This is a genomic window from Alcanivorax sp., from assembly GCF_014762765.1.
Taxonomy (GTDB): Bacteria; Pseudomonadota; Gammaproteobacteria; order Pseudomonadales; family Alcanivoracaceae; genus Alcanivorax.
In genome coordinates this window covers 15,111-39,398 of the sequence record NZ_JABURH010000202.1, presented here as the reverse complement: position 1 = coordinate 39,398, position 24,288 = coordinate 15,111, and the positions used below count along the sequence as shown (strand labels likewise).

Below are 24,288 nucleotides of genomic sequence, written 5' to 3'. Positions count from 1 at the left end.
TAATTGATAACGAAAGAGCCTCTCAGGCCCCGGACAAGTTGTCCATTATCAATTCAGGATTCACGGTTTTAGCTATCAATTATCCATTCTCAATTATCAATTAATCAGTATCCCTTGACGCTGAAGTCCACCTCAAAGGTAATCCCCTCCACCCGACTGACAGCGGTGTCGATGCGGCCATCCGGATACAGGTCCAGCCAGCGGTAGCCCGGGTTGCTGTCGTCCACGGCGAAGTCTTCGCTTTTCGGTTTGAACTGCACGCAGGTACTGGGCACTGCCAGCAGGCGAACGCCGTTGCGCTGCTCATCGTATTCCTGGTGCACATGGCCCCAGATAATGGCGCGTACCCGGGGGTGGCGGTCGATCACGGCAAAGAACTGTTCGGCACTGCCCACCACCTGGGTGTCCAGCCAGGCACACTCCATGGGAACCGGGTGATGATGCAGGCACACCATCAGATGCTCGCCATTGGCAGCCGCCAGGGCATCGTCCAGAAATTTCAGGTCTTCGTCGAACAGGTCACCGGGGACCTCCCCGGGTATGGTGGAGTCGAGCATGACGATGGTCCAGTTGCCGATCTCCAACACACAGGGACTCATGCGCTCGCGATCACAATCCAGAGCCTTCAGCATGGGGGCAGGCTTGTCGTGGTTGCCCTCAAGCCAGTACACCGGTGCGGTGAAAGATGACAGAGCCTCACCAAGCCTCTGATAGGACTCCAGGGAAGCATCCTGGGACAGATCGCCAGTGGCCAGGATCAGATCCGGGCTGGGCTGTTCACGCCGAATCAGCTCCAGTACCTTGTCCAGACTGAACTGGGTATTCAGGCCCAACAGCTTGCCTTGTGTGTCGGCAAACAGATGGCAGTCCGATAACTGCACTACTCGAAGGGGCTGCAACTGCTGCGTCAAGATCCCCGCTCCCGTCCTCGATTTATTATTCCCGTTTGGGAGGCATCGAATGCTCTCCCGAGCATTCCCTCAACGCTCATGGATCACTTATAACCAAGATGATGGCACTTTTCTAGGAAAGACGTCCAAGATCAGGACGTGGTTAGCAATTCTTTACAGCGACTGTCAGGAATTACCGGTCACCCGCTGGCGCCAATCGTTGCCCGCATCACGCCCATGATCATGGACATGACGGAGCCATTCGGCCAGGAAGCGATTCCACTGCACTTTCTCATCACGCTGGTGCATATGGCGGTTGGGATAGGCATAGCGGGCATTGACCCGACGGAAGGGGCGCGCCTCGGTAACTTCTGCCAGACGCGCATCGTGATACAGGCGCACGGTCAACCGTGATGCTGGCAGCACATCCAGCAATTCCTGATCTTCCAGGCGCACGGTGGTGGTATAGGGAGAGCGTTCCAGCACCCGCAGTTGCAGGGTATGAGTGTGCTGGGTATGGCCCAGCTCCACGTCCATGCTGTCTCGCTCGCCCATGGCATTCATCAGCGGCAGCATGCGGGCGTAGTTTTCCTCGCACTGGCTCATCAGTGCCCGGAAATCCAGCCGGTAGCGGTCGCGGCGCTTCATACCCCGCCCCAGGCCGCATCCAGCCGGTCGCGGTGCAACAGCAGCCACTGCAGAGCAATCAGGGACGCCGCATTATCCACCAGACCGGATGCCAGCAATTCAGGAATATCTGCCACCGGCACGGTCAGGGCACGAATGTCCTCCCCTTCGTCCGGGCACCCGAAGATACCACCGGCATCAGCCAGATCAGCCTGGCCGACAAACACCTGCAGACGCTCGTTGGTGCCACCGGGGCTGGGCATATAGGCGGCGATGGTTTCCATCTCGCCCAGGGTAATGCCCGCTTCCTCCATGGCTTCACGGCGAATCAGGTCGGCGGCACTTTCCCCGTCCTTGTCGGCAATGCCGGCAATCAACTCCAGACACCAGGGAGACTGCCGCCACTCCAGTGCCCCTACCCGGAACTGCTCCACCAGCAGGATTTCACCCCGGCGGGGATCATAGGGCAGCACCGCCGACGCCTGCGGACGCACGAACAGCTCCCGGCGTACCGGTTTGCCCCAGCCGCCGTTGTACTGCCGGTGTCTCAGGGTCAGGGTATCGACACGAAAGAAGCCCTGAAACGGGGTGTCCCGTTCCAGCACTTCCACGTCATCGGGGCCGAACAGCGGCTTCAGATCACTCATTGGCTTCATGATAAAGGGCGCTACCCTTTTCACGGAACTCCCTGGATTTCTCTTCCATACCCGCTTCCGCATCCGCCTGCGCCACCTGCTCCCTGCCATCGCCGTAAATCTCACGAACTTCCTGGCTGATCTTCATGGAGCAGAACTTGGGACCGCACATGGAGCAGAAATGCGCCACCTTATGAGCCTGCTTGGGCAAGGTCTCATCGTGGAATTCCCGGGCACGGTCCGGGTCCAGGCCCAGATTGAACTGGTCTTCCCAACGGAATTCGAAGCGCGCCTTGGACAGGGCATTGTCGCGCAGCTGGGCGCCCGGATGCCCTTTGGCCAGATCCGCCGCATGGGCGGCAATCTTGTAGGTGATGATACCTTCCTTCACGTCTTCCCGATTGGGCAGACCCAGGTGCTCTTTCGGGGTCACATAGCAAAGCATGGCGGTGCCGTACCAACCGATCATGGCGGCGCCGATGGCGCTGGAAATGTGATCGTAGCCCGGAGAGATATCGATGGTCAGCGGGCCCAGAGTGTAGAACGGCGCCTCACCACAATGCTTGAGCTGCTCGTCCATGTTGGCCTTGATCATGTGCATGGGCACGTGACCAGGGCCTTCGATCATCACCTGCACGTCGTGCTTCCAGGCGATCTTGGTGAGCTCACCCAGGGTGCGCAGTTCACTGAACTGGGCTTCATCGTTGGCATCGGCAATGGAACCGGGGCGCAAGCCATCCCCGAGACTGAAGGTCACGTCGTAGGCCTTCATGATCTCGCAGATGTCTTCGAAATGAGTGTAGAGGAAGCTCTCTTTATGGTGCGCCAGGCACCACTTGGCCATGATCGAACCGCCGCGGGAGACAATACCGGTGACCCGGTTGGCGGTCATCGGCACGTAGCGCAGCAGAACGCCGGCGTGAATGGTGAAGTAGCTCACCCCCTGCTCGGCCTGCTCGATCAGGGTGTCGCGGAAGATTTCCCAGGTCAGGTCTTCAGCCACGCCGTTGACCTTCTCCAGTGCCTGGTAGATCGGTACGGTGCCGATGGGCACCGGCGAGTTGCGCAGGATCCACTCGCGGGTTTCATGGATATTGTCGCCGGTGGACAGATCCATCACCGTATCGCCGCCCCAGCGGGTGGCCCAGGTCATCTTGGACACTTCCTCCTCAATGGAAGAGGTCACCGCCGAATTACCGATGTTGGCATTGATCTTGGTGAGGAAGTTACGGCCGATGATCATCGGCTCGATTTCCGGGTGGTTGATATTCACCGGAATCACCGCCCGTCCCCGGGCCACTTCGTCACGAACAAATTCCGGGGTAATTTCCGCCGGGATGCTGGCTCCGAAATCCTGCCCCGGATGCTGATCCATGGGCAGTCCCGCTTCCCGGTGTTCACGCAACCGCTGGTTCTCGCGGATGGCGATAAATTCCATTTCCGGGGTGATGATGCCCTGGCGGGCATAGTGCATCTGGGTCACGTTCTTGCCTGATTTAGCCCGGCGCGGGATACGGGTGTGCTGGAAACGCAAACCGGCGGTTTTCAGGTCATTGGCACGTTTGCGCCCGTAGACACTGGTCAAACCCTCCAGTTGCTCGGTATCATTCCGCTCCTGAATCCAGTTCAGGCGAATTGGCGCCAACCCCTGCCGCACATCGATGGTCACATCCGGGTCGGTGTAGGGGCCCGAGGTATCGTAGACGGTAACCGGCGGGTTATCCTCGAACTTTCCGTCTGCCAGCGGGGTCGGACTCTGGCGAATTTCTCGCATGGGGACACGAATGTCCGGGCGAGAGCCGGTAACATAAATTTTTTGCGAACCGGCGATAGGCTGGCAGGATTCATCAATGGGTTTAGCGGTGACGGGGCGCTGATCGTCTGGCACGTCGGCCTCCAGAATACATGGGAAAAGACAGGAATGGCGGACACTATACGCCAGCGCCTATCGGCCAAACAACCGCGACACCGGTGTGACAGAAACCGTATCAATTTTCTGTACCAGCCAGTACTATAATGACCAAACTCACCCAGGAAAGAGTGCACCAGAATGAAGCGCAGCCCAACCAAGATCCTCGTTCTCATGCTGACCTCACTGGCCAGCTCCGTCCACGCCGCCGATCTGGTGGATGTCGCCAACGCCGCCTGGAGCTACGACGGCACCTGGCGGGCCGCTCGTATGAGCTGGGACGCGGATCAGCAACTGCTGGTACAGGGCCGAGCCGCCCTCTTTCCCAACGTGGCCGCCAGCTATGGCCGCTATGACAACGAGAGAAAACTTGAGGAGCTGGGAGTCACGCAGGATTTCGGCACTGAAACCACCACACTGCAACTGACGCAGCCCTTGTTCCGTGTTGATGCCTGGTACGGCTACAAGGAAGCACAGTCCAGCACCGATATTGCGCAGGCCAATTTTGAACAGGCACGGCAGGATTTCGTGTTGCGCGTGGCCCAGGGTTACTTCGGTGTGCTGCGCGCCTGGGACACCCTGGTGTCCGCCAAGGCCGAAGAAAAAGCCATTGGCCGCCAGCTGGAACAGACCCAGGAACGTTTCGATGTGGGACTGGTGCCCGCCACCGATGTGGAAGAAGCCCAGGCCACCTATGATCTGACCCGGGTGAACCTGATTGTGGCCCAGCAACAATATGATATCGCCCGCGATCAGCTTGAATCGCTGAGCGGCCAACGCTGGGAAACACTCTCAGAACTCAAAGACGAATTGCCCATGCAAGGCCCGCAACCGGCCAACATGGCAGACTGGATTGACAAGGCCCAGGCCCAAAACCCTCAAGTGTTGGCAGCTCGTTACAACTCCGAGCTGACAGAGAACACCGCCAAACGTCAGTTGGGGGCCCAACTCCCCCAGGTGCAGTTTGTCGCCCAGTACCAGCACTCTCACACGGCACCTGAAGGCAATAGTGCTGCCGGCTTTTCTACCGGGATCAATCCGGACAGCGAATCCAAACAGATCGGCGTTGAAGTCACCATGCCCCTGTTCCAGGGTGGGGGCCTGAACAGCCGCCGTAAGGAGGCCGCCCTGCGTGCAGATGCTGCGGTCTTCCAGTACCAGCAGGCCCTGCGCGATATCATTCAGCAGGCCCGCAGTGCCTATCGCACGGTGGAATCCGATGCCCTGCGCGTGAGCGCTCGCAAGCAGGCAATCCGGTCCGCCCGCTCTGCACTGGAAGCTACTCAATCCGGTTACGAGGTCGGTACCCGTAATGTGGTGGACGTGCTCAACGCCCAGCAGGCACTGTTCGCCGCCGAACGCGACTACGCCAACGCCCGCTACGACTACATCATCAACTCCCTGACCCTGAAATCCACCACCGGTGACCTTCAGCAGGGAGACCTGGCAGGCATCAACCAGTGGCTCTCGGACACCAACACCCTGAACATCTACCAGCCGGACCTGGAAGGCCGTAGCGACGCGCTGGTGCCGGACGCGCGATACTGAAAGAGCAATTAATAGTTAATAACGACGCGCTTACAGCGCATGCCCTGCTGAAAGCAAAGAGGCCGCGCCCAACTCTGGGCGCGGCCTCTTTGCTTTCAGGATAAAAAAACGTTGTCTCACGAAACTATTAACTATTCATTATTAACTATTAATTTCCCGACCAACCCCAGCCCTTTCTCCAGCGCCCCACGATTGGCTTCGACAACCGCCGCCGCCGCCTCCCCCTGACGCTGGCGTTGCGCCGGATTGCGAAACAGGCTCTGCAAGGCAATAGCCAGGGCATCCGCATTCTCCACCAGAGTCAGGGCACCAGCGTCATCCAGCAGCGCCGAGATGGCGGTAAAATTGTGCAGGTGGGGGCCAGTGACAACCGGCTCTCCCCAACCAGCCGGTTCCAGCAGATTGTGCCCACCCACCGGCACCAGGGAACCACCCACAAAGGCCACGTCCGCCACACCAAACAGCATCAACAGCTCCCCCATGGTATCGGCCAGGTATACCTGAGTGTCGGCGGTGACGGCGTCCTGCTTGCTCCGCCGGGCCAGCCCCAGCCCTTGCTGCCGGATCAACTGGGCCACTCCGTCGAAACGCTCCGGGTGGCGGGGCACCAGCACCAGCAAGGTCTGCGGTGCCGTTTCCAGCAACGCCTTGTGCGCCGCCAGTACCGGCTCATCTTCGCCGGGGTGAGTACTGGCAGCAATCCATATCGGACGCCCCCCCATTTCCTCACGCAAGTGTGCCGCCGTCTGCCGGACCGTATCATCCAGGCTCATATCGAATTTCACGCTGCCGATGGCATGCACCCGTTCCGGCCAGGCCCCCAGGGCGATATAACGCTCCCGTTCCACCGGAGTCTGCACCGCCAGGGCATCGAAGCGCGCCATCATCGGCCGCACCAGACGGGGCAGCTTGCTGTAGCCCCGATAGCTTTTTTCCGACAACCGCCCGTTCATCAACATCAGTTTGGCACCGTGACGTTTCACTGCCGCACACAGGTTCGGCCACAGTTCGGTTTCCAGCACGATCACCGTTTTCGGATCAAAAGCTCGCAGGAAACGGTTCAACGCAGTCGGCAATTCCCACGGACAATAGACATGCGTCACTCGATCGCCGAACAGGGCTTTCACACGCTCCGAACCCGTGGGGGTCGTCGTGGTCACCAACAGGGGCGTATGCGGATAATCCGCCAGCAACCGCTCGATCATCGGCACCGCCGCCAGGGTTTCCCCCACCGACACCGCATGCACCCAGATGCTGTTTTTCAGGGTGCCGGGGCGATAGCCCCAGGCCATGCGTTCTTTCCAGCGCTGGCGATAGGCTGGCGCCTGACGACCGCGTAGCCACAGGCGCAAAAACAGTATCGGGAGCAGTAAATACCAAAGAAGGGAGTAAAGGGTTTGCATAGGCGCTCTTGTCTCGGTGTGAGGACTGCTTGCATGTACAACGCTACAGGAAAACCAGAGGAATGCCTGTTGCCTGCTTGCGTGCCCGCAGCGCAGCCTATGCTAGCATAGCGGCAACTTTCTCCGATGGTGAGCCATGAGCAACTCCCCTCTGAAACCCGACATTCTGATCTTCGGCGGCGGCATCGCCGGCCTGTGGCTGATCAACCGGCTCAACGCGGCCGGTTACCAGTGCCTGCTGCTGGAAACCGACACCCTGGGCGGCGACCAGACCCTGGCCAGCCAGGGCATTATCCACGGCGGCCTCAAGTATGCCCTGGGCGGCAACCTGTCCAGCGAGTCGGAATCCATCGCCGCCATGCCGGACCGCTGGCGCGCGGCCATGGCCGGCGACGATCCGGTGGACCTGCGCCAGCTGCAAGTGCTCAGCGATACCCAGCACATGTGGTCCAGTGGCTCGGTGGCCTCGCGCATGACCAACTTCTTCGCCAGCAAGATGCTGCGCGGGCGCATCGAAAAACTGAAACGGGACCATTTCCCCTCCGCGCTGGCGGACAAGGCCTTCAAGGGCAATGTCTACAAGCTGGATGATCTGGTCATCAATACCGAATCACTGATCGACACCCTGGCCGCGCCGGTGCGTGAACGCCTGCTGGCCTTCGACAGGGAACGCGATTCTCTGGAATGGGGAGAGCAAGGATTGAAGGCGGTGACCGTCAATGGCCAGCGTATCGAGCCGACGTTGACCATCCTGTCCGCCGGCAATGGCAACCCGGCACTGCTGGACGGCGCCCACCAGGCCCGCCTGCTGCCAGAGGAACACAGCCAGCTGCGGCCACTGAAAATGCTGCTGGTGAAACACGATCTGGGCCACCGCCTCTATGCTCACTGTGTTGGCACCAGCAACAAACCGGTACTCACCGTCACCACCCACGACTGCCCGGACGGCAAGGTGGTCTGGTATCTGGGTGGCGACCTGGCGGAACGGGGCGTGGAACGCAGCGATGAGGAACAACTGGCCGCTGGCCGCGACGAACTGAAACACCTGTTCCCCTGGCTCGATTTCAGCCAGGCCCAGTTCGCCGTTCTCAACGTAACCCGGGCCGAACCGAAACAGCAGGCCCTGGTAAAACCGGATAACGCCTACGCCCACCGCGATCACAACCTGATCGTGGCCTGGCCCACCAAGCTCACCCTGGCCCCGGACCTGGGCGACAGAGTGATGGCGCTGGTGGAAGAGAGCGGGCTGAAACCAGGGGCACCGTTAACGGTACCGGAAACGCTGGAACAGGCCCCCATGGGCGTGCCGTACTGGCACCGCTGTTTTTAATTACCCTCTGTAGGAGCGCCGCTTGAGGCGCGAAACTGCTTACGACGGCTTTCCCAAGTACAATTCGCGCCTCAAGCGGCGCTCCTACAGCGAGAATGTTTCAGGAGTCTTAATGGCCTTCATGCGCCCGCTGGGCAACACAGGGTTAACCGTCAGCGCCCTCGGTCTGGGTACGGTAAAGATCGGCCGCGACAAAGGCGTGAAATACCCCAGCGCCTTTACCATTCCCGATGACAAGTCGGTGGTGGAATTGATCGCCCAGGCCCGGGACATGGGTCTGAACCTGATCGACACGGCACCAGCCTATGGCCGCAGCGAAGCGCGTCTGGGGCAACTGCTGCAGGACCGCCAGCACTGGGTCATTGTGACCAAGGTAGGCGAGGAATTCGACAACGACAGCGGCGACAGCCACTTCGATTTCTCTCCGGAGCATGTGCGCACCTCGGTGGAACGCAGCCTCAAGCGACTCAACACCGACTACCTGGATTGCGTGCTGGTGCATTCCGACGGCAACGATCTGGATGTCCTCAACATGGGCACCCTGGATGCACTGAACGATCTGAAGAAGGCCGGCCTGATCCGCGCCACCGGCATGTCCAGCAAGACCGTGGCCGGCGGCATCGGCACCCTCGACCAGGCGGACGTAGCCATGGTCACCTACAACCTGGCCCATGATGAAGAGCTGCCGGTGATCGAACACGCTGCTGCCCGGAACAAGGGCATTCTGATCAAGAAGGCGTTTGCCAGCGGTCACCTGCACAATCAGGGCAAGGACCCGGTGCAGGAAAGCATGAACAAGATCCTTGGCACCCCCGGCGTCGGCAGTATCATTGCCGGCACCATCAACCCGCAGCATCTGCGGGAGAACGTGGAAAAGGCACGCCGCGCCTGCGGCGAATAACAAAAAAAGGAAACATTATGCGCCGCTTGCTCAGCATCGCGCTGTTATCACTCGCTGCAACCAGCCAGGCCGACAAGGTCTATCTTCTGGAAAACGCACCCAGCGGCTGCCAGGCCAGGAACACCGTCGCCATCGAATCCGGAGGCAAACTCCAGGGCCTGCTGTTCAGTGACGCCTGGATCGAAAACAACGCAAAAAAGAAACTGTTCAAGGCCGTCAGGAAAGCCGACGGCAACCGGGCAGTGCTGAAAGACCGGCGCGTGTTCCTGATGGACAACCATCATCGCGGGGTTCAACGGATCGCGCTGGAAGCCTGGACCTGGCGCTGCGAAGAACCGGTTAACAGCGGAAAGTCATAGGGCACCTTAACCCACCGCTGCCAGTTGCTGCTCGCCCAGTGCCACCAACGCCGCCTGATGCCCTTGCCAATAGCCCTGTTCCAACTTCTGGCCATTGGTGGTCAAGCGACTCACCGGAAAATCCCGGCCCGGCGCAATCACGGTTAACCGACAATCCGCCGGCGGGTTATCGATAAAGTCCAACGCGTCATTGTAAGTTTGCGAGCGCTTGAGCATGCCCGCATACAAACCCGGCATATCCTTAACCCAGGGTTTCAGCAACGGCGTCAACGCGCTGGGCTTTTTGCGATAACCCTGATACCGGGACAGCACCACGGTGATATCCCTGGCGCCCTGCTCATAGGCCCAACGTACCGGAATGGAATCGCCCAGCCCGCCATCGGTCATGGGATGCCCGTTTACCGTGGGGAATTGCCGGTAGGCGAATGGAATGGAACAGGACGCCGTCATGATCTCATTCAGATTCTCCGGCGTCGCCCGATGGTAGCGAGGCGCGCCATCTTCTACAGAGGTGGTCACCACCCATAGCGCTGTTTGCGACTGCCAGTGCCGGCCCAGATTGAGTGGTACATCTTGCAAGGATTGGTGCCATAACCAATGCACGTCACACAGATGACCACCACCCATGAAGCGCTGCCAGTTGATGAACTCAGCACGACAGGCGTGATCGGTAATGATCTGCCGATTGCGCCCATGGTCTCCGGCCAGATAACCAATCAGATTGGTGGAACCGGCGGACACGCCCACCGCAAAATCGAATTCCCGGTACTCTTTTTCCAGGAAGGCATCCAGCACCCCGGCGGCAAAAATGCCGCGCATGGCACCCCCTTCCACAACCAGCGCTCGCGAAGACATGCACGCCTCCTGTTGGACAGACTTGCTGATCAACTCTGCCAAAACACGACCAAAAGCAGAAATAGCACACCGCTCTTCCCGCAATCGTTGTCGGCAATAGCAACGCCATACTGCAACGCAACCTTTTGCACTCTTACAGCGCAGCTGCATCAGCGTGGCGCATACCAGCCTGACGGTTGCAGCTGATGACGTCAGCCATCAGAGATTTAATTTTTGTAAAAACAGTCACTTAAATTATTTCCGTTCGTTTGGCATCGCCTTTGCACAAGTCCGCATACCAACTTGTATACAAACAGGTGTGCTAAACGAATGATCGGCTGGACTCTGAAACAATGGCAGGCGGCCTACCGCAGCGGTGACCTCACCCCGGTACAGGCCATGAAACAACTGGCGACACTGCTGCACGACAGCGAGCGCGCCCTGTGGATTCACCTGCTGGACGAGTCCTCCCTGGTCGCCCGGGCCGAGGCCCTGACGGATCCGTCCCTGCCTCTCTACGGCATTCCCTTCGCGGTGAAAGACAATATTGATGTGGCCGGTATGCCGACCACGGCGGCCTGCCCTGCCTTTGCCTACACACCGCAGGAAGACGCCACCGTGGTCAGACTGCTACGCGACGCCGGCGCGATTGTGGTAGGCAAAACCAATCTGGATCAGTTTGCCACCGGACTGGTCGGCACCCGTTCCCCTTACGGGGAAGTGTCCAACCCGTTCAACGGTGACTACCTCAGCGGCGGCTCCAGTTCCGGTTCGGCGGTGAGCGTCAGCCTGGGGTTGGTGCCCTTCTCGCTGGGTACCGACACTGCCGGCTCCGGACGAATTCCCGCCGCCTTTACCAACACCGTGGGCCTGAAACCTACCCGCGGTGCCGCCAGTACCAAAGGTGTCGTGCCAGCCTGCCGAACACTGGACTGTGTCAGCATCTTCGCGCTGAACGTGGAAGACGCCCAGACCGTTTACCGCCTTATCGGCCAGTTCGATAGCGACGATGCCTTCTGTCGCCAGGCACCGTCTCGACAGAGCACCACGCTACCGCCCCGCCCCCGACTGGGCATCCCCGCGGACCTGCCCTGGTTCGGTGATACCCGGGCCAAAGCGCTCTGGGAACAACAGCTGGAAAGCCTCAAGTCCATTGCCGAGTTGGTTACCGTGGACACCATGGTGCTGCAGGATGCCGCCGCCCTGCTCTATCAGGGCCCCTGGGTCGCCGAGCGCTACACCGTTACCGACGACCTGCTGCACAAGCAACCGGAGGCGGTGCTGCCGGTTATTCGCGACATCCTCGAACCGGCCTCACAACTGACCGCCGCTGACAGCTTCCGCGCCCAGTACCGGCTGGCCGAACTCAAGCGCCAGTCAGACGCCCTGCTGGCAGGGGTGGATGCACTGCTTCTGCCCACAGCACCGGGGATCTACACCCGCGATGCGGTGCGCAACGATCCCATCACCCTGAACAGCCAGCTGGGTACCTGGACCAACTTCGTCAATCTCTTGGACTTGTGTGCCCTGGCATTACCCGGCGGCTTTCGTGATGACGGCTTGCCTGGTGGGATCACTCTGATCGCTCCGGCCTGGCACGACCATGCCCTGGCTGAATTCGGACAACGCTGGCAACAACACCAGCCCTGGCAGGCCGGCGCCACTGGACAGGATCTGCCGGCGCCGAAAAACGCAGCCGCCCCCGAGGATGACCACACCATCACCGTCGCTGTGGTCGGTGCTCACCTCACCGGCATGCCACTCAACAGCCAACTCACCGAGCGTGACGCAGTGCTGCTGGAAGCCACCCACACCGCTCCCTGCTATCGCCTCTATGCCCTGGCCAACACGGTTCCTCCCAAACCCGGGCTGATCCGCAACGAAAAAGACGGCGGAGACAGCATTCCCATCGAACTGTGGCAAATGCCTATCGAACACTTCGGCAGCTTTGTCGGGCTGATTCCTGCACCCCTTGGCATTGGCAGCCTGGAAACCGTGGATGGCCGCTGGGTGAAAGGATTCATCTGCGAGCCCTGGGCCATCGACGACGCCACCGACATTACCGAACTGGGCGGCTGGAGAAACTACATCGCCGCGTTGAACAAGAAGGAGTCCCTCTGATGTTAACGAAAGTGCTGATCGCCAACCGGGGTGAAATTGCGGTGCGTATCTGTCGCACCCTGAAGCAGATGGGCATTGCCTCGGTGGCGGTCTATTCAGAGGCGGATCGCAACAGCCAGCACGTCAGCGTGGCGGATGAAGCGGTATCCCTGGGCGGCCAGACCGCCGCAGACAGTTATCTGAAAACCGACCTGATTCTGCAGGCCGCCAAAGACACCGGCGCCGAGGCCATTATTCCCGGCTACGGATTTCTTTCCGAAAACGCCGAGTTTGCTGAAGCCTGCGCCGCCAACGGCATCGCTTTTGTGGGCCCGACCCCGCAACAACTGCGCGAGTTCGGCCTCAAGCATGAAGCCCGTGCCATCGCCGAAAAAGCCGGCGTGCCACTGGCCCCCGGTACCGACCTTCTGCAAAGCCTGGACGACGCCAAACAGGCCGCCCTGCAGATCGGCTACCCGGTGATGCTGAAAAGCACCGCCGGCGGTGGCGGCATCGGCCTGTCCCGCTGCAACAACGAAGACGAACTGGTCGCTGCCTTTGAGTCGGTAAAGCGGCTCGGGGAAAGTTTCTTTTCTGACAGCGGCGTTTTTATCGAACGTTTTGTGGCGCGGGCCCGCCATGTGGAAGTGCAGATCTTCGGTGACGGTAACGGTACCGTGCTGGCCCTGGGCGAGCGCGAATGTTCCCTGCAGCGTCGCAACCAGAAAGTGGTGGAAGAAACCCCGGCGCCCAATCTGCCACAGGCGACCCGGGAAAAACTGCACGCCAGTGCGGTGCGGCTGGGCCAGACCGTGAAATACCGCTCTGCGGGCACGGTGGAATACATTTACGACGATGAGCGCGACGAATTCTATTTCCTGGAAGTGAATACCCGCCTGCAGGTGGAGCACGGCGTCACCGAATCCGTCTTCGGCGTGGACCTGGTGCAGTGGATGTTGCAACTGGCCGGCGGCGAACGCCCGCCACTGGATGACAGCTACACCAGCCAGGGGTCTTCCATGGAAGTGCGCATCTACGCCGAAGATGCGCTGAAAGATTTCCAGCCCAGCCCGGGCGAACTCACCGAGGTGCGCTTCCCGGACAATATCCGCCTGGATGGCTGGGTGGACACCGGCACCGTGGTCAGCCCCCACTATGATCCCATGCTGGCCAAAGTCATCGTCCATGGCAGTGATCGTGCCGACGCCCTGAAGAAGATGCAGACCGCCCTGGCACAAACCCGCCTCTCGGGCATCGCCACCAACCTGGACTATCTGCGCCAGATTCTGCGCGACGACAATGTCATTGCCGGCACCGTTTCCACTCGCTATCTGGAAACCTTTACCTATACGCCCAGGGCCTTCGACGTTGTCGAGCCAGGCACCTACACCACGGTGCAGGATTATCCTGGCCGGGCCGGCTACTGGGATATCGGTGTACCGCCGTCCGGGCCCATGGACGACTTTGCCTTTCGTCTGGCCAATCGCATCGTCGGCAACCATGACAGCGCCGCCGGCCTGGAAGCCACCCTGGTGGGGCCCTCGCTCACCTTCCATTGCGATACCGTGGTAGCACTTACCGGTGCGCCCTGCCCGGCGCAACTGGATGGTGTCAGCGTACCCCTGTGGGAACCCATCACCGTCAAGGCCGGCCAGACCCTCACCACCGGCAAGGTCGAAAACGGTTGCCGCACCTATATTGCCGTGCGCAACGGCATTGATGTCCCCGACTACCTGGGCAGTAAATCCACCTTCGTGCTCGGCAAGTTTGGTGGCCACGGTGGGCGCACCCTGCGCAAGGGTGACGTGTTGTCGATCTGTCAGCCGCAGCTGGAGGGGTGCCCCAACCCGGCGCCGGTGGCCGAGCCGCACCCGGTCGAAAACGGATTGATCCCGGACTACCCGCAACAATGGGACATCAAGGTGCTGTACGGCCCCCATGGGGCGCCGGATTTCTTTAGCGAAGATGCCATTGAAGAGTTCTTCAACGCCGACTGGCAGGTGCATTACAACTCCAACCGGCTGGGCATTCGCCTGGTGGGTCCGAAGCCGAGCTGGACCCGTACCGATGGCGGCGAAGCCGGGCTGCACCCGTCCAATGTTCACGACAACGAATACGCCATCGGCTCCATCAATTTCACCGGTGATTTCCCGGTCATCCTGACCAAGGATGGCCCGAGCCTTGGGGGGTTCGTCTGCCCGGTGACCATCGCCAAGGCCGAGCTGTGGAAAGTGGGCCAGTTGAAACCCGGGGACAGCATCCGCTTCTCGCCAATCAGCTTCGCCGAGGCCAAGGCCATGGAAGACGCCCAGGATGCGTCCATTGAAAACCTGGGTGTGATTCCGATGGTCAACCCGGCGGTGACCGATCACAGCCACACCTTTACCTCTTCCACCATGCTGGCGGAGATAGATGCCAACGGTCATGTACCGCGGATCGTCTACCGGCAGGCCGGCGACAAGTACATCCTTATCGAGTACGGCGACAACGTGCTCGACCTTGCCCTGCGCATGCGTGTCCATGCGCTGATGGAAAACCTGAAGGCGTCACCGGTGGAGGGCATTCTGGAATTGTCGCCGGGGGTACGCAGCCTGCAGGTCCATTACGATTCCCGCCGCCTTGATCAGGACCGCCTGGTCAACACACTGCTGGACCGTGAACAGACCATCAGCAGTGTGGACGACATGGTCGTGACTTCCCGGGTCCTGCATCTGCCCATGGCCTTCGAAGACAGCGCCACCCTGGATGCGGTCACCCGTTACCAGGAAACCATTCGCCAGGATGCCCCCTGGCTGCCCAACAACGTGGAATTCATTCGCCGCATCAACGGCCTGCAATCCACGGACCAGGTGCGCGACATTATTTTCAGTGCCAGCTATCTGGTGTTGGGCTTGGGGGATGTGTATCTGGGGGCCCCCTGTGCGGTGCCCATTGATCCGCGCCACCGCCTGATGACCTCCAAGTACAACCCGGCGCGCACCTATACCGCCGAAGGCACCGTGGGTATCGGCGGCGTCTACATGTGCATCTACGGCATGGATTCCCCCGGCGGCTACCAGCTGGTGGGTCGCACCCTGCCGATCTGGAACAAACATCTGAAGAACGCCCAGTTCCACAGTGGTGAACCCTGGTTGCTGAAGTTTTTCGATCAGGTCCGCTACTACCCGGTGAGCGAGGAAAAACTCACCGAGATGCGCGAGGCCTTCCGCCACGGCCACCTGCAGGTGGAGATCAGCGAAGAGCCCTTCAGCCTGGCCGAGCATCGCCAATTCCTGAAAAACAACGAACAGGAAATTGCCGATTTCAACGCCCGCCGCGATGTGGCCTTCCGAGAGGAAGTGGCGCGCTGGCAGGACGAAGACGCGGCAGTGGAATCCGCGCTGATGGGCAGTAAAACGGATATCGGCCAGGTAGATGGCCATCTGGTCAGCGCCGAAATCAGCGGCAATGTCTGGAAGTTGCTGGTGGAAGAAGGCTCACAGGTCAGCGAAGGCCAGCCCCTGGTGATCGTGGAAGCCATGAAGATGGAATTCGAAATCGTCGCCAATGCCAGCGGCAAGGTCACCGGTCTGCATTGCCAGCCCGGCTCCATCATCCATGCCGGGGATCCGGTGTTGGTCATCGATCCGAAAGCGGTGGCCTGAGAGGAAATGCCATGAAAGCGCATAAAGAAAAAAAATCCAGCAACCTGGCGGACCGCATCTATCAGCAGCTGAAAAGCGACATCTTCGACTTTCGCCTGATGCCCGGTGACCGCTTCAGCGAAAACGAGATTGCCGAACGCATGGGCGCCTCACGCACTCCGGTTCGTGAAGCCCTGTTCCGGCTGCAACGGGAATCCTATGTGGATGTGCTGTTCCGCAGCGGCTGGCAGGTCAAACCCTTTGACTTCGATTACTTCGAAGAACTCTACGATGTGCGCACCATTCTTGAATGTGCCGCGGTACGCAAGATCTGCGAACAGGAAAACAACTCACCCAAACTCGATGATCTGATTCGCATCTGGTGCGTGCCGGAATCGGAAAGACTGGAAGACGGCAACACTCTCAGCCGACTGGATGAGCGCTTTCACGAAATGCTGGTGGAAGCCGCCGGCAACACCGAGATGGCACGCATTCATCATGACCTGACCGAACGTCTGCGCATCATTCGCCGCCTGGATTTCACCAAGCCACCGCGTATTGATGCCACCTATCAGGAACACAGTTCCATTCTGGAAGCCATTCAGCATCGCCGCTGCGAGCAGGCGCAGATTCAGCTGCGCGCTCATATCGAAAGCTCACGCAATGAAGTGCGAAAAATAACGCTGCACATGCTTCATGAAGCCCGGATGCACAGCGGCAAGGCAGACAACGACGATTAGCAGCCAACGATTTCATTCATCGATGGGGGAATACCCATGTTACGAAAGGAAGCAGTAACGAGCGCGCTTGCCATGGCCGCTCTCATTACACCGTTATCAGCATTGAGCGCCGATATCGATCCGGAAATCTCTGTGGGGGGAGGCCTGCGCACCAGCTTTACCAGTGTGGAAAACGCAGCGCCTGACGGTGAATCCAGCTCCAGTGATTTCAATCTGGACAGTGTGCGGCTGTACATCAACGGCCAGGTCACCGACAACATCAAGATGACCGTGAACACCGAATACGACGGTGTGGAAGAAAAGGTGCGGGTGCTCGATGCCATTGCCCGGTTCGAGTATTCCGACACCTTTAACATCTGGGCCGGCCGATTCCTGCCCGCCAGTGATCGTTCCAACCTGTCCGGGCCGTACTATCTGACCACCTGGAATTTCCCGTCCGTGCAGGCCTATCCGGCCATCTTCGCCGGTCGTGACGACGGCGTCGCTTATTGGGGCCAGGCCAACGAGGGCCAGTTCAAGTGGCAGTTCTCGGTCACCGAAGGTCCGGAGGATCCGGTCCCCGCCGAGGATGACGATGATCTGCTGTACAGCGGCCGACTCACTCTCAACCTGCTCGACCCGGAACCGGGCTACTACAACTCCAGCACCTATTACGGCGAGAAGGACATTCTGGCGGTGGGTCTGGTTGGCCAGAGCCAGGGGTCTGACTCCGCCTGGAGCGTGGATGCCCTGTTCGAGAAAAACACCGGCGCCGGCACAGTGACTCTCGAAGGCGCCTATTACCAGTACGACGGGTTGGGCGGCCTGGGCGGCGACGAAAGCGAAGGCTACTTCGTGCTGGCCGGCTTCCTGTTCCCCCAGGAAATCGGTCCGGGCCGGCTGCAACCGGTGATCCGTTACACCGAGGGTGAAGTGACCGATGGCGCCGAGGGCGACATCAGCGAGTTCAATCTGAACTACATCATCAAGGGTCATAACGCCCGTATCAGTGCCGCTTACCAAGATCGTAACGACGAGCTGTTCAGCGATAACGACACCTTTGTACTGGGTCTGCAACTACAGATGTAAGTGCTACACCACAAGGAGTTTTGCCATGCAATTTTCAAACACACTGAAACGACTGACTGCAGGAATCATGCTTTCCGGCAGCCTTATCTACAGCGGCGCCGCCATGGCCGCTGACACTATCAAGGTCGGGGTGCTGCACTCCCTGTCCGGCACCATGGCCATCAGTGAATCCACCCTGAAAGACACGGTTCTGATGATGATCGAGGAGCAGAACAAGAAGGGCGGCGTGATGGGCAAGCAGCTGGAACCCGTGGTCGTTGACCCGGCCTCCAACTGGCCCCTGTTCGCCGAAAAAACCCGGGAACTGATCAGCCAGCAAGGCGTGGATGTGATCTTCGGCTGCTGGACTTCCGTGTCTCGCAAGTCCGTGCTGCCAGTGGTGGAAGAACTCAACGGCCTGCTGTTCTACCCGGTGCAATACGAGGGTGAAGAGTCGTCCAAGAATGTGTTCTACACCGGGGCCGCCCCCAACCAGCAGGCCATCCCCGCGGTCAACTACCTGATCAACGAACTGGGTGTGGAGCGCTTCGTGCTGGCTGGTACCGATTATGTGTACCCGCGCACCACCAACAAGATCCTGGAAGCCTACCTGAAGTCCAAGGGCGTGGCCGACAAGGACATCATGATCAACTACACCCCGTTCGGGCATTCCGACTGGCAGTCCATTGTCAGCGACATCAAGGCCTTCGGTAACCAGGGCAAGAAAACCGCGGTGGTCTCCACCATTAACGGCGATGCCAACGTGCCCTTCTACAAGGAACTGGGCAACCAGGGCGTCAGCGCCCAGGACATTCCCGTGGTGGCCTTCTCCGTGGGTGAAGAGGAATTGTCCGGCATCGACACCGGCCCGCTGGTGGGTCATCTGGCCGCCTGGAACTACTTCCAGAGTGTCTACAACGACGCCAACGATGCCTTCATCGCCCAGTGGCACGACTTTACCCAGGACGACAAACGGGTCACCAACGATCCCATGGAAGCCACCTATATCGGTTTCAACATGTGGGTGAAGGCCGTAGAAAAAGCCCAATCCACGGACACGGATAAAGTGGCGGAAGCCATGATCGGCATGGAAACCCCGAACCTGACCGGCGGCACCGCGGTGATGAACGAAAACCACCATCTGTCCAAGCCGGTGCTGATCGGCGAAATCCAGGATGACGGCCAGTTCGCCGTGGTCTGGGAAACCGACGGTCTGGTGAAAGGGGATGCCTGGTCCGATTACCTGCCCGGCTCCAAGGATCTGATTTCCGACTGGAGCGCGCCGACGAAATGCGGCAACTACAACACCAAGACCCAGCAGTGCCTTGGCAGCAAAGCCATGCAGTAAACGATCCGACCCTCTCCGGTTATCCGTGTGCGCTAACGCGCACGCTGGTAACCGGCTTTTTTCGATACACCCAGTCTGTAAGGAGCCCACTATGGGTCACGCTATTGGCCGGTTTTTGACAACCCTGCTGCTGGCAGCGTTGTGCAATACGGTGCTGGCCGACCTGGCCACAGACACAGGCCCGGCCCCAGGCCCCGGCCTCCACGATATTCTCAACCAGTTGGCCAGCCGCAGCTTTGACGACAAGGAAGCGGCCATTCGCCAACTGGCCGAGCAGGACCACCCGCGCGTGGTGCCTTTGCTCAATGCCCTGATGAACCGCGACCTGGTGCAACACCGGGACAGCGGCGCCATTTTACTGGGTCGCAAGAACAGTGACGGCTGGCTGCTGCTGGATCCCGTCAGCGAAGCCGAACAACAACAGGTGGGATCACGGGATGCCCGCCCGGTGGTGATCAATAACCGCCTGCGTACCGTCATCAATAATCAGCTGGCCCTGCGCGACCTGGCCAGCCCGGACAGCGAGCAACGCTATCAGGCCGCCGGCCAGCTGATCGGTAATGCCGACCCGGAAATGCTCTCGGCACTGACAGCCCGCCGGGCCAAGGAAACCGTTGCCCGGGTACAGGACCGTATTGATGTAGCCCTGAACATTGCCACCCTGGACAACGACGATCTGGCCGCCCGCCTGAATGCCATAGACGCACTGGCCGACAGTCTGCATCCTGCGGCCAAGAACGCCCTGCGCGACCGGGTGGCTGCCAGCGACAACCCGGCGGAAGTGCGCGCGGCGGAAAAGGCGCTGGCCCGCATCGAAGCCCGCATCGAACGCTACCAGACCGCCGACACCCTGTTCTTCGGCCTCAGCCTGGGCTCGGTATTGTTGCTGGCTGCGATCGGCCTGGCCATCACCTTCGGGGTGATGGGGGTGATCAACATGGCCCACGGCGAACTGATCATGATCGGCGCCTACACCACCTATGTGATTCAGCAGCTGTTGCCCAACAGTCACGAATGGTCGCTGCTGATCGCCATTCCTGCCGCCTTTATGGTGTCGGCCCTGGTGGGCATTCTGATTGAGCGGTTTGTGATCCGTTTCCTGTATGGCCGTCCCCTGGAAACCTTGCTCGCCACCTTCGGGGTGAGCCTGATTCTGCAGCAGGCGGTGCGGGTGATTTTCTCGCCCCTGAATCGCACCGTGGTGACACCGGAATGGATGAGTGGCGCACTGGAAATCAACCCGGTGTTCTCACTGACCTATAACCGCCTCTACATCATTTTCTTTGCCCTGGCCGTGTTTCTGGCCCTGCTCACGCTGCTGAAGAAAACCCGCCTGGGCCTGCAGGTCAGAGCTGTCAGTCAGAACCGGACCACCGCCCGCGCCATGGGGATTCGTAGCGAGCGGGTCAATGCGATCACTTTCGGCCTGGGTTCCGGTATCGCCGGTATCGCCGGGGTGGCCCTGGCACAGCTCACCAATGTGGGGCCCAACCTGGGTCAGAGCTACATCATCGATTCCTTCATGGTGGTGGTGTTCGGCGGTGTCGGCAATCTGTGGGGCACTCTCACCGCCGCCTTCAGCCTGGGGATCGCCAACAAGCTGCTGGAGCCCATGGCCGGAGCCGTGCTGGCAAAAATCATCGTGCTGATCTTCATCATCCTGTTTATCCAGCGCAAACCACGGGGTCTGTTCCCGCAACGTGGCCGGGCCGCGGAGGAGTAATATGCGAGACTCAACCTTCAAAAGTGCCTTCAGTGATCGCACCGCGAAAACCTTTATGGGCGTCCTGCTGGGCGCCACCCTGGTGGTGACCCTGCTCAACCAGTTTTTCCCGCCGGACTCGTCACTGCATGTGAGCGCCTACACCGTCACCCTGCTGGGCAAGTACCTGTGTTACGCCCTGCTGGCCCTGTCGCTGGATCTGGTGTGGGGTTACTGCGGCATTCTCAGCCTGGGTCATGGGGCCTTCTTTGCCCTGGGTGGCTATGCCATGGGCATGTACCTGATGCGCCAGATCGGCGACCGGGGCGTGTACGGCAATCCGGAGTTGCCCGACTTCATGGTGTTCCTCAACTGGAGCGAGCTGCCCTGGTACTGGCAGGGCTTCGATCAGTTCTGGTTTGCCGCCCTGATGATCCTGCTGGTCCCCGGCCTGCTGGCCTTCGTATTCGGCTGGCTGGCATTTCGTTCCCGGGTTACCGGCGTCTATCTGTCGATCATCACCCAGGCACTCACCTATGCCCTGATGCTGGCCTTCTTCCGCAACGAACTGGGCTTCGGCGGCAACAACGGTCTTACCGACTTCAAGGAACTGCTGGGCTTTTCCCTGCAGTCCGACAGCACACGTGTGGGCCTGCTGATCGCCACCGCCCTCTCTCTGGCCATGGCCTTTGTGCTGTGCCGCTGGATCACCGGCAGCAAACTGGGCCGGGTGGTCATGGCGGTGAGGGATGCGGAATCCCGGGCCCGTTTTGTGGGTTACCGTACCGAACATTACAAACTGTGGATCTTCACCGTCAGCGCCATTCTGGCCGGCATTGCCGGGGCGCTCTATGTACCCCAGGTGGGCATCATCAATCCGGGAGAATTCTCGCCGCTCAATTCCATCGAGCTGGTGGTCTGGGTAGCGGTAGGCGGACGCGCCACCCTATATGGCGCGGTGATCGGCGCCATCCTGGTCAACTACGGCAAGACCGTTTTCACCGGCGTTATGCCCGAGGCCTGGCTGTTTGCCCTGGGCGGGCTGTTCGTGGCGGTTACCGTGTTTCTGCCCCAGGGTCTGGTGGGCCTGGTCAGCCAGAGATGGGCGGCCCTGCGCAAACAATTCCCGCCAAAGAATACCAATAACGACACCCTCACCCCGGCAGAAGGAGAGGCTCCATGAGCGCACTGGATAACCTGCGCGACACCTTTCGCCGCGACCAGGTCTTCGATTTCATGCGCCAGGGCACCCGTGCCGTGGCGCCCGGTCAGCTGGATTCCGGTAGTGGCAAGAACATTCTCTATCTGGAAGATATCACCGTCAGTTTTGACGGCTTCAAGGCCCTCAATGATCTGACCCTGTACATCCAGACCGGCGAGCTGCGCTGCATCATCGGCCCCAACGGCGCGGGCAAATCCACCATGATGGACGTGATCACCGGCAAGACCCGGCCGGATAGCGGCACCTGTTTTTTCGGTCAGACCCTGGACCTGACTGCCATGAGCGAAACCGACATCGCCATGGCCGGCATCGGTCGAAAATTTCAGAAACCCACCGTGTTCCCCGAACACACCGCCTTTGAAAACCTGGAGCTGGCCATGAACGGTCCCAGGGGGCCCTGGCATTCCCTGTTCACCCGATTAAGCGGTGAACAGACAAGCTGGATCGAGGACACTCTGGCCACCGTGGGTCTGCTTGAAGACCGACACAAGGTGGCGGGCCTGCTGTCCCACGGTCAGAAGCAGTGGCTGGAAATCGGCATGGTGCTGATGCAGAAACCACAACTGCTACTGGTGGATGAACCCATCGCCGGGATGACCCGCCAGGAAGTGGAACGCACCGGCGAACTTCTGAAAAGCCTGGCCGGCAAACACTCGGTGGTTGTCGTCGAACACGACATGGAATTCATCCGCTCCATCGCCAGCACCGTCACCGTTCTGCACCAGGGCAGCGTACTGGCGGAAGGCACCATGGAGCAGGTGCAGAATGATCCCAAAGTCATCGAAGTGTATCTCGGGGAATAACAGACAACTGTAGGAGCGGCGCTCCTACAGCGACTTCGAAATACTGTTACGGAGTTAACACCGTGCTGAAACTGAACAACGTCAACCAGTACTATGGCGAATCCCACACCCTCTGGGATCTGGATTTGGGGCTAACCCAGGGCGAATGCCTGTGCGTCATGGGCCGCAACGGTGTGGGCAAGACCACCCTGCTGAAAACCATCATGGGGCTGTTACCGGTGAAAAGCGGCAGCATTGAATTCAACGGGCTCGATTATGCCAAACAAGCGGCGGAAGAACGGGCCCGTGCGGGAATCGGTTATGTGCCCCAGGGGCGGGAAATCTTTCCGCTACTCACCGTGGAGGAGAACCTGGAAACCGGCCTGCAGGCCCGCCCGGATCGCAGCAGGAAAATCCCGGATCGCATCTACGAGCTGTTCCCGGTACTCCATGAAATGCGCAACCGCCGCGGCGGTGATCTCTCCGGCGGACAGCAACAACAACTGGCCATCGGCCGTGCCCTGGCGCTGGACCCAAAACTGCTGATACTTGATGAACCCACCGAAGGGATTCAGCCCAATATCGTCGACATGATCGGCCGGGTGATTAAAACCCTGAACAAGGAAGAAGGCCTCACCGTATTACTGGTGGAGCAGAAGCTGCACTTCGCCCGTGCCACCGCCGACCGTTTTGCCATTCTCGACCGTGGCAGCAAGGTGGCGGAAGGTGAGATGGGCGAGTTGGATGATACCTTGATCAAGAGCTATCTGACCGTTTGATCATCAACACTTCCCGTCTGCCGTAGGAGCGTCGCTGGCGGCGCGATTCCATAGGTTGATATCGCGCCGCCAGCCACGCTCCTGCAGACAAAGACGGGTTGCTCCTGTGCGTCGATACCCTAGTCAGCTTACACTGGCCGCCTTGCACACTGACAGGCGACCGCAATGCTCCACCGCTTGACCCAACTCTTTCCACTCTGGGCCCTGCTGTTTTCCCTGCTGGCGTACTGGCAACCTGCCCTGCTGGTGGGCGGCAAGGGGGCTATTGTGCCGTTACTGATGCTGATCATGTTCGGCATGGGCCTGTCGCTGACCTGGGAGGATTTCCAGCGGGTGCTGCGCCAGCCGGGCATCATCGGCCTGGGCCTGTTGCTGCAGTTCAGCCTGATGCCACTGCTCGCCTTTGCCATCGGCATCACCCTGCAGCTCCCCCAGGAATTACTGGTGGGGCTGGTGCTGGTGGGCGCCTGCCCCGGCGGCACCGCCTCCAACGTGATCGCCTATCTGGC

General features: G+C 60.0%; 20 protein-coding genes. 14 read left to right on the top strand and 6 right to left on the bottom strand.

The genetic code is table 11. The features are described 5' to 3' along the window. Positions 1 to 104: 104 nt before the first annotated feature. The 4 genes from cpdA to thiC form a co-directional block, all read right to left on the bottom strand. Positions 105 to 911, bottom strand: coding sequence for a 3',5'-cyclic-AMP phosphodiesterase (gene cpdA, locus HUJ17_RS15905; protein ID WP_290511609.1), 807 nt, complete (start codon positions 909 to 911; stop codon positions 105 to 107). Between the two features lie 165 nt (positions 912 to 1,076). Beyond that, complete coding sequence (locus HUJ17_RS15900; RefSeq protein WP_290511608.1) at positions 1,077 to 1,538, bottom strand: DUF1249 domain-containing protein; 462 nt, start codon at positions 1,536 to 1,538, stop codon at positions 1,077 to 1,079. Beyond that, complete coding sequence (locus HUJ17_RS15895; protein ID WP_290511607.1) at positions 1,535 to 2,164, bottom strand: NUDIX domain-containing protein; 630 nt, start codon at positions 2,162 to 2,164, stop codon at positions 1,535 to 1,537. Before HUJ17_RS15895 ends, HUJ17_RS15900 begins: the two co-directional genes overlap by 4 nt. Beyond that, on the bottom strand, positions 2,157 to 4,040 hold the full coding sequence (thiC, locus tag HUJ17_RS15890; RefSeq protein WP_290511606.1) for a phosphomethylpyrimidine synthase ThiC: 1,884 nt from the start codon (positions 4,038 to 4,040) through the stop codon (positions 2,157 to 2,159). Before thiC ends, HUJ17_RS15895 begins: the two co-directional genes overlap by 8 nt. A gap of 162 nt (positions 4,041 to 4,202) precedes the next feature. Here thiC and HUJ17_RS15885 point away from each other — a divergent pair, with 162 nt between their 5' ends. Then, on the top strand, positions 4,203 to 5,609 hold the full coding sequence (locus HUJ17_RS15885; protein WP_290511605.1) for a TolC family outer membrane protein: 1,407 nt from the start codon (positions 4,203 to 4,205) through the stop codon (positions 5,607 to 5,609). 131 nt (positions 5,610 to 5,740) lie between these two features. On the opposite strand, the gene waaA is transcribed toward HUJ17_RS15885, so the two are convergent. Next, positions 5,741 to 7,012 (bottom strand): lipid IV(A) 3-deoxy-D-manno-octulosonic acid transferase, encoded by a 1,272-nt coding sequence (waaA, locus tag HUJ17_RS15880; RefSeq protein ID WP_290511604.1) that lies wholly within the window; start codon positions 7,010 to 7,012, stop codon positions 5,741 to 5,743. A 136-nt stretch (positions 7,013 to 7,148) separates the two neighbouring features. Between waaA and HUJ17_RS15875 the strand changes: the two genes are divergently transcribed. From HUJ17_RS15875 to HUJ17_RS15865, 3 genes are all read left to right on the top strand, one after another. Further along, positions 7,149 to 8,342, top strand: coding sequence for an FAD-dependent oxidoreductase (locus HUJ17_RS15875; protein ID WP_290511603.1), 1,194 nt, complete (start codon positions 7,149 to 7,151; stop codon positions 8,340 to 8,342). 112 nt (positions 8,343 to 8,454) lie between these two features. Then, positions 8,455 to 9,243, top strand: a complete 789-nt coding sequence (locus HUJ17_RS15870; protein ID WP_290511602.1) for an aldo/keto reductase — start codon at positions 8,455 to 8,457, stop codon at positions 9,241 to 9,243. Positions 9,244 to 9,260: 17 nt separating this feature from the next. Then, positions 9,261 to 9,602 carry a hypothetical protein gene (locus HUJ17_RS15865; protein ID WP_290511601.1) on the top strand — a complete coding sequence of 114 codons (342 nt, stop codon included), beginning with the start codon at positions 9,261 to 9,263 and terminating at the stop codon, positions 9,600 to 9,602. 6 nt (positions 9,603 to 9,608) lie between these two features. Here HUJ17_RS15865 and HUJ17_RS15860 read toward each other — a convergent pair whose 3' ends face one another. Then, positions 9,609 to 10,457 (bottom strand): patatin family protein, encoded by an 849-nt coding sequence (locus tag HUJ17_RS15860; protein WP_290511600.1) that lies wholly within the window; start codon positions 10,455 to 10,457, stop codon positions 9,609 to 9,611. A 309-nt stretch (positions 10,458 to 10,766) separates the two neighbouring features. Here HUJ17_RS15860 and atzF point away from each other — a divergent pair, with 309 nt between their 5' ends. From atzF to HUJ17_RS15810, 10 genes are all read left to right on the top strand, one after another. Next, entirely contained in the window at positions 10,767 to 12,557 is a 1,791-nt protein-coding gene (atzF, locus tag HUJ17_RS15855; RefSeq protein WP_290511599.1) for an allophanate hydrolase, read from the top strand. After that, positions 12,557 to 16,180, top strand: a complete 3,624-nt coding sequence (uca, locus tag HUJ17_RS15850; protein ID WP_290511598.1) for an urea carboxylase — start codon at positions 12,557 to 12,559, stop codon at positions 16,178 to 16,180. Before atzF ends, uca begins: the two co-directional genes overlap by 1 nt. A gap of 11 nt (positions 16,181 to 16,191) precedes the next feature. Next, positions 16,192 to 16,899 carry a GntR family transcriptional regulator gene (locus HUJ17_RS15845; protein ID WP_063509889.1) on the top strand — a complete coding sequence of 236 codons (708 nt, stop codon included), beginning with the start codon at positions 16,192 to 16,194 and terminating at the stop codon, positions 16,897 to 16,899. 72 nt (positions 16,900 to 16,971) lie between these two features. Next, the gene (locus HUJ17_RS15840; protein ID WP_290511597.1) at positions 16,972 to 17,967 is read left to right on the top strand and encodes a hypothetical protein; all 996 of its coding nucleotides are present in this window, start codon (positions 16,972 to 16,974) and stop codon (positions 17,965 to 17,967) included. A 25-nt stretch (positions 17,968 to 17,992) separates the two neighbouring features. Further along, a complete protein-coding gene (gene urtA, locus HUJ17_RS15835; RefSeq protein ID WP_290511596.1) occupies positions 17,993 to 19,294 on the top strand; it encodes an urea ABC transporter substrate-binding protein in 1,302 nt (433 codons plus the stop codon). A gap of 91 nt (positions 19,295 to 19,385) precedes the next feature. Next, on the top strand, positions 19,386 to 21,017 hold the full coding sequence (gene urtB / locus HUJ17_RS15830) for an urea ABC transporter permease subunit UrtB (RefSeq protein WP_290511595.1): 1,632 nt from the start codon (positions 19,386 to 19,388) through the stop codon (positions 21,015 to 21,017). A gap of 1 nt (position 21,018) precedes the next feature. Then, the gene (gene urtC / locus HUJ17_RS15825; RefSeq protein ID WP_290511594.1) at positions 21,019 to 22,179 is read left to right on the top strand and encodes an urea ABC transporter permease subunit UrtC; all 1,161 of its coding nucleotides are present in this window, start codon (positions 21,019 to 21,021) and stop codon (positions 22,177 to 22,179) included. Then, positions 22,176 to 23,021, top strand: a complete 846-nt coding sequence (gene urtD, locus HUJ17_RS15820; RefSeq protein ID WP_290511593.1) for an urea ABC transporter ATP-binding protein UrtD — start codon at positions 22,176 to 22,178, stop codon at positions 23,019 to 23,021. The genes urtC and urtD overlap by 4 nt, the downstream gene beginning before the upstream one ends. Before the next feature lie 62 nt (positions 23,022 to 23,083). After that, positions 23,084 to 23,779 carry an urea ABC transporter ATP-binding subunit UrtE gene (gene urtE / locus HUJ17_RS15815; RefSeq protein ID WP_062817181.1) on the top strand — a complete coding sequence of 232 codons (696 nt, stop codon included), beginning with the start codon at positions 23,084 to 23,086 and terminating at the stop codon, positions 23,777 to 23,779. A 165-nt stretch (positions 23,780 to 23,944) separates the two neighbouring features. Then, positions 23,945 to 24,288, top strand: a 344-nt coding sequence (locus HUJ17_RS15810) for a bile acid:sodium symporter (protein ID WP_290511592.1), incomplete at its 3' end; no start/stop codon positions are given.

Coding starts and splice junctions, on each gene's coding strand:
- HUJ17_RS15900 (WP_290511608.1), bottom strand. CDS start 1,538: ATGAAGCGCCGCGACCGCTACCGGCTGGATTTCCGGGCACTGATGAGC.
- HUJ17_RS15885 (WP_290511605.1), top strand. CDS start 4,203: ATGAAGCGCAGCCCAACCAAGATCCTCGTTCTCATGCTGACCTCACTG.
- urtA (WP_290511596.1), top strand. CDS start 17,993: ATGCAATTTTCAAACACACTGAAACGACTGACTGCAGGAATCATGCTT.
- HUJ17_RS15840 (WP_290511597.1), top strand. CDS start 16,972: ATGGCCGCTCTCATTACACCGTTATCAGCATTGAGCGCCGATATCGAT.
- HUJ17_RS15870 (WP_290511602.1), top strand. CDS start 8,455: ATGGCCTTCATGCGCCCGCTGGGCAACACAGGGTTAACCGTCAGCGCC.
- atzF (WP_290511599.1), top strand. CDS start 10,767: ATGATCGGCTGGACTCTGAAACAATGGCAGGCGGCCTACCGCAGCGGT.
- HUJ17_RS15875 (WP_290511603.1), top strand. CDS start 7,149: ATGAGCAACTCCCCTCTGAAACCCGACATTCTGATCTTCGGCGGCGGC.
- urtC (WP_290511594.1), top strand. CDS start 21,019: ATGCGAGACTCAACCTTCAAAAGTGCCTTCAGTGATCGCACCGCGAAA.
- HUJ17_RS15845 (WP_063509889.1), top strand. CDS start 16,192: ATGAAAGCGCATAAAGAAAAAAAATCCAGCAACCTGGCGGACCGCATC.
- waaA (WP_290511604.1), bottom strand. CDS start 7,012: ATGCAAACCCTTTACTCCCTTCTTTGGTATTTACTGCTCCCGATACTG.
- HUJ17_RS15895 (WP_290511607.1), bottom strand. CDS start 2,164: ATGAGTGATCTGAAGCCGCTGTTCGGCCCCGATGACGTGGAAGTGCTG.
- urtD (WP_290511593.1), top strand. CDS start 22,176: ATGAGCGCACTGGATAACCTGCGCGACACCTTTCGCCGCGACCAGGTC.
- HUJ17_RS15860 (WP_290511600.1), bottom strand. CDS start 10,457: ATGTCTTCGCGAGCGCTGGTTGTGGAAGGGGGTGCCATGCGCGGCATT.
- urtB (WP_290511595.1), top strand. CDS start 19,386: ATGGGTCACGCTATTGGCCGGTTTTTGACAACCCTGCTGCTGGCAGCG.
- HUJ17_RS15865 (WP_290511601.1), top strand. CDS start 9,261: ATGCGCCGCTTGCTCAGCATCGCGCTGTTATCACTCGCTGCAACCAGC.
- uca (WP_290511598.1), top strand. CDS start 12,557: ATGTTAACGAAAGTGCTGATCGCCAACCGGGGTGAAATTGCGGTGCGT.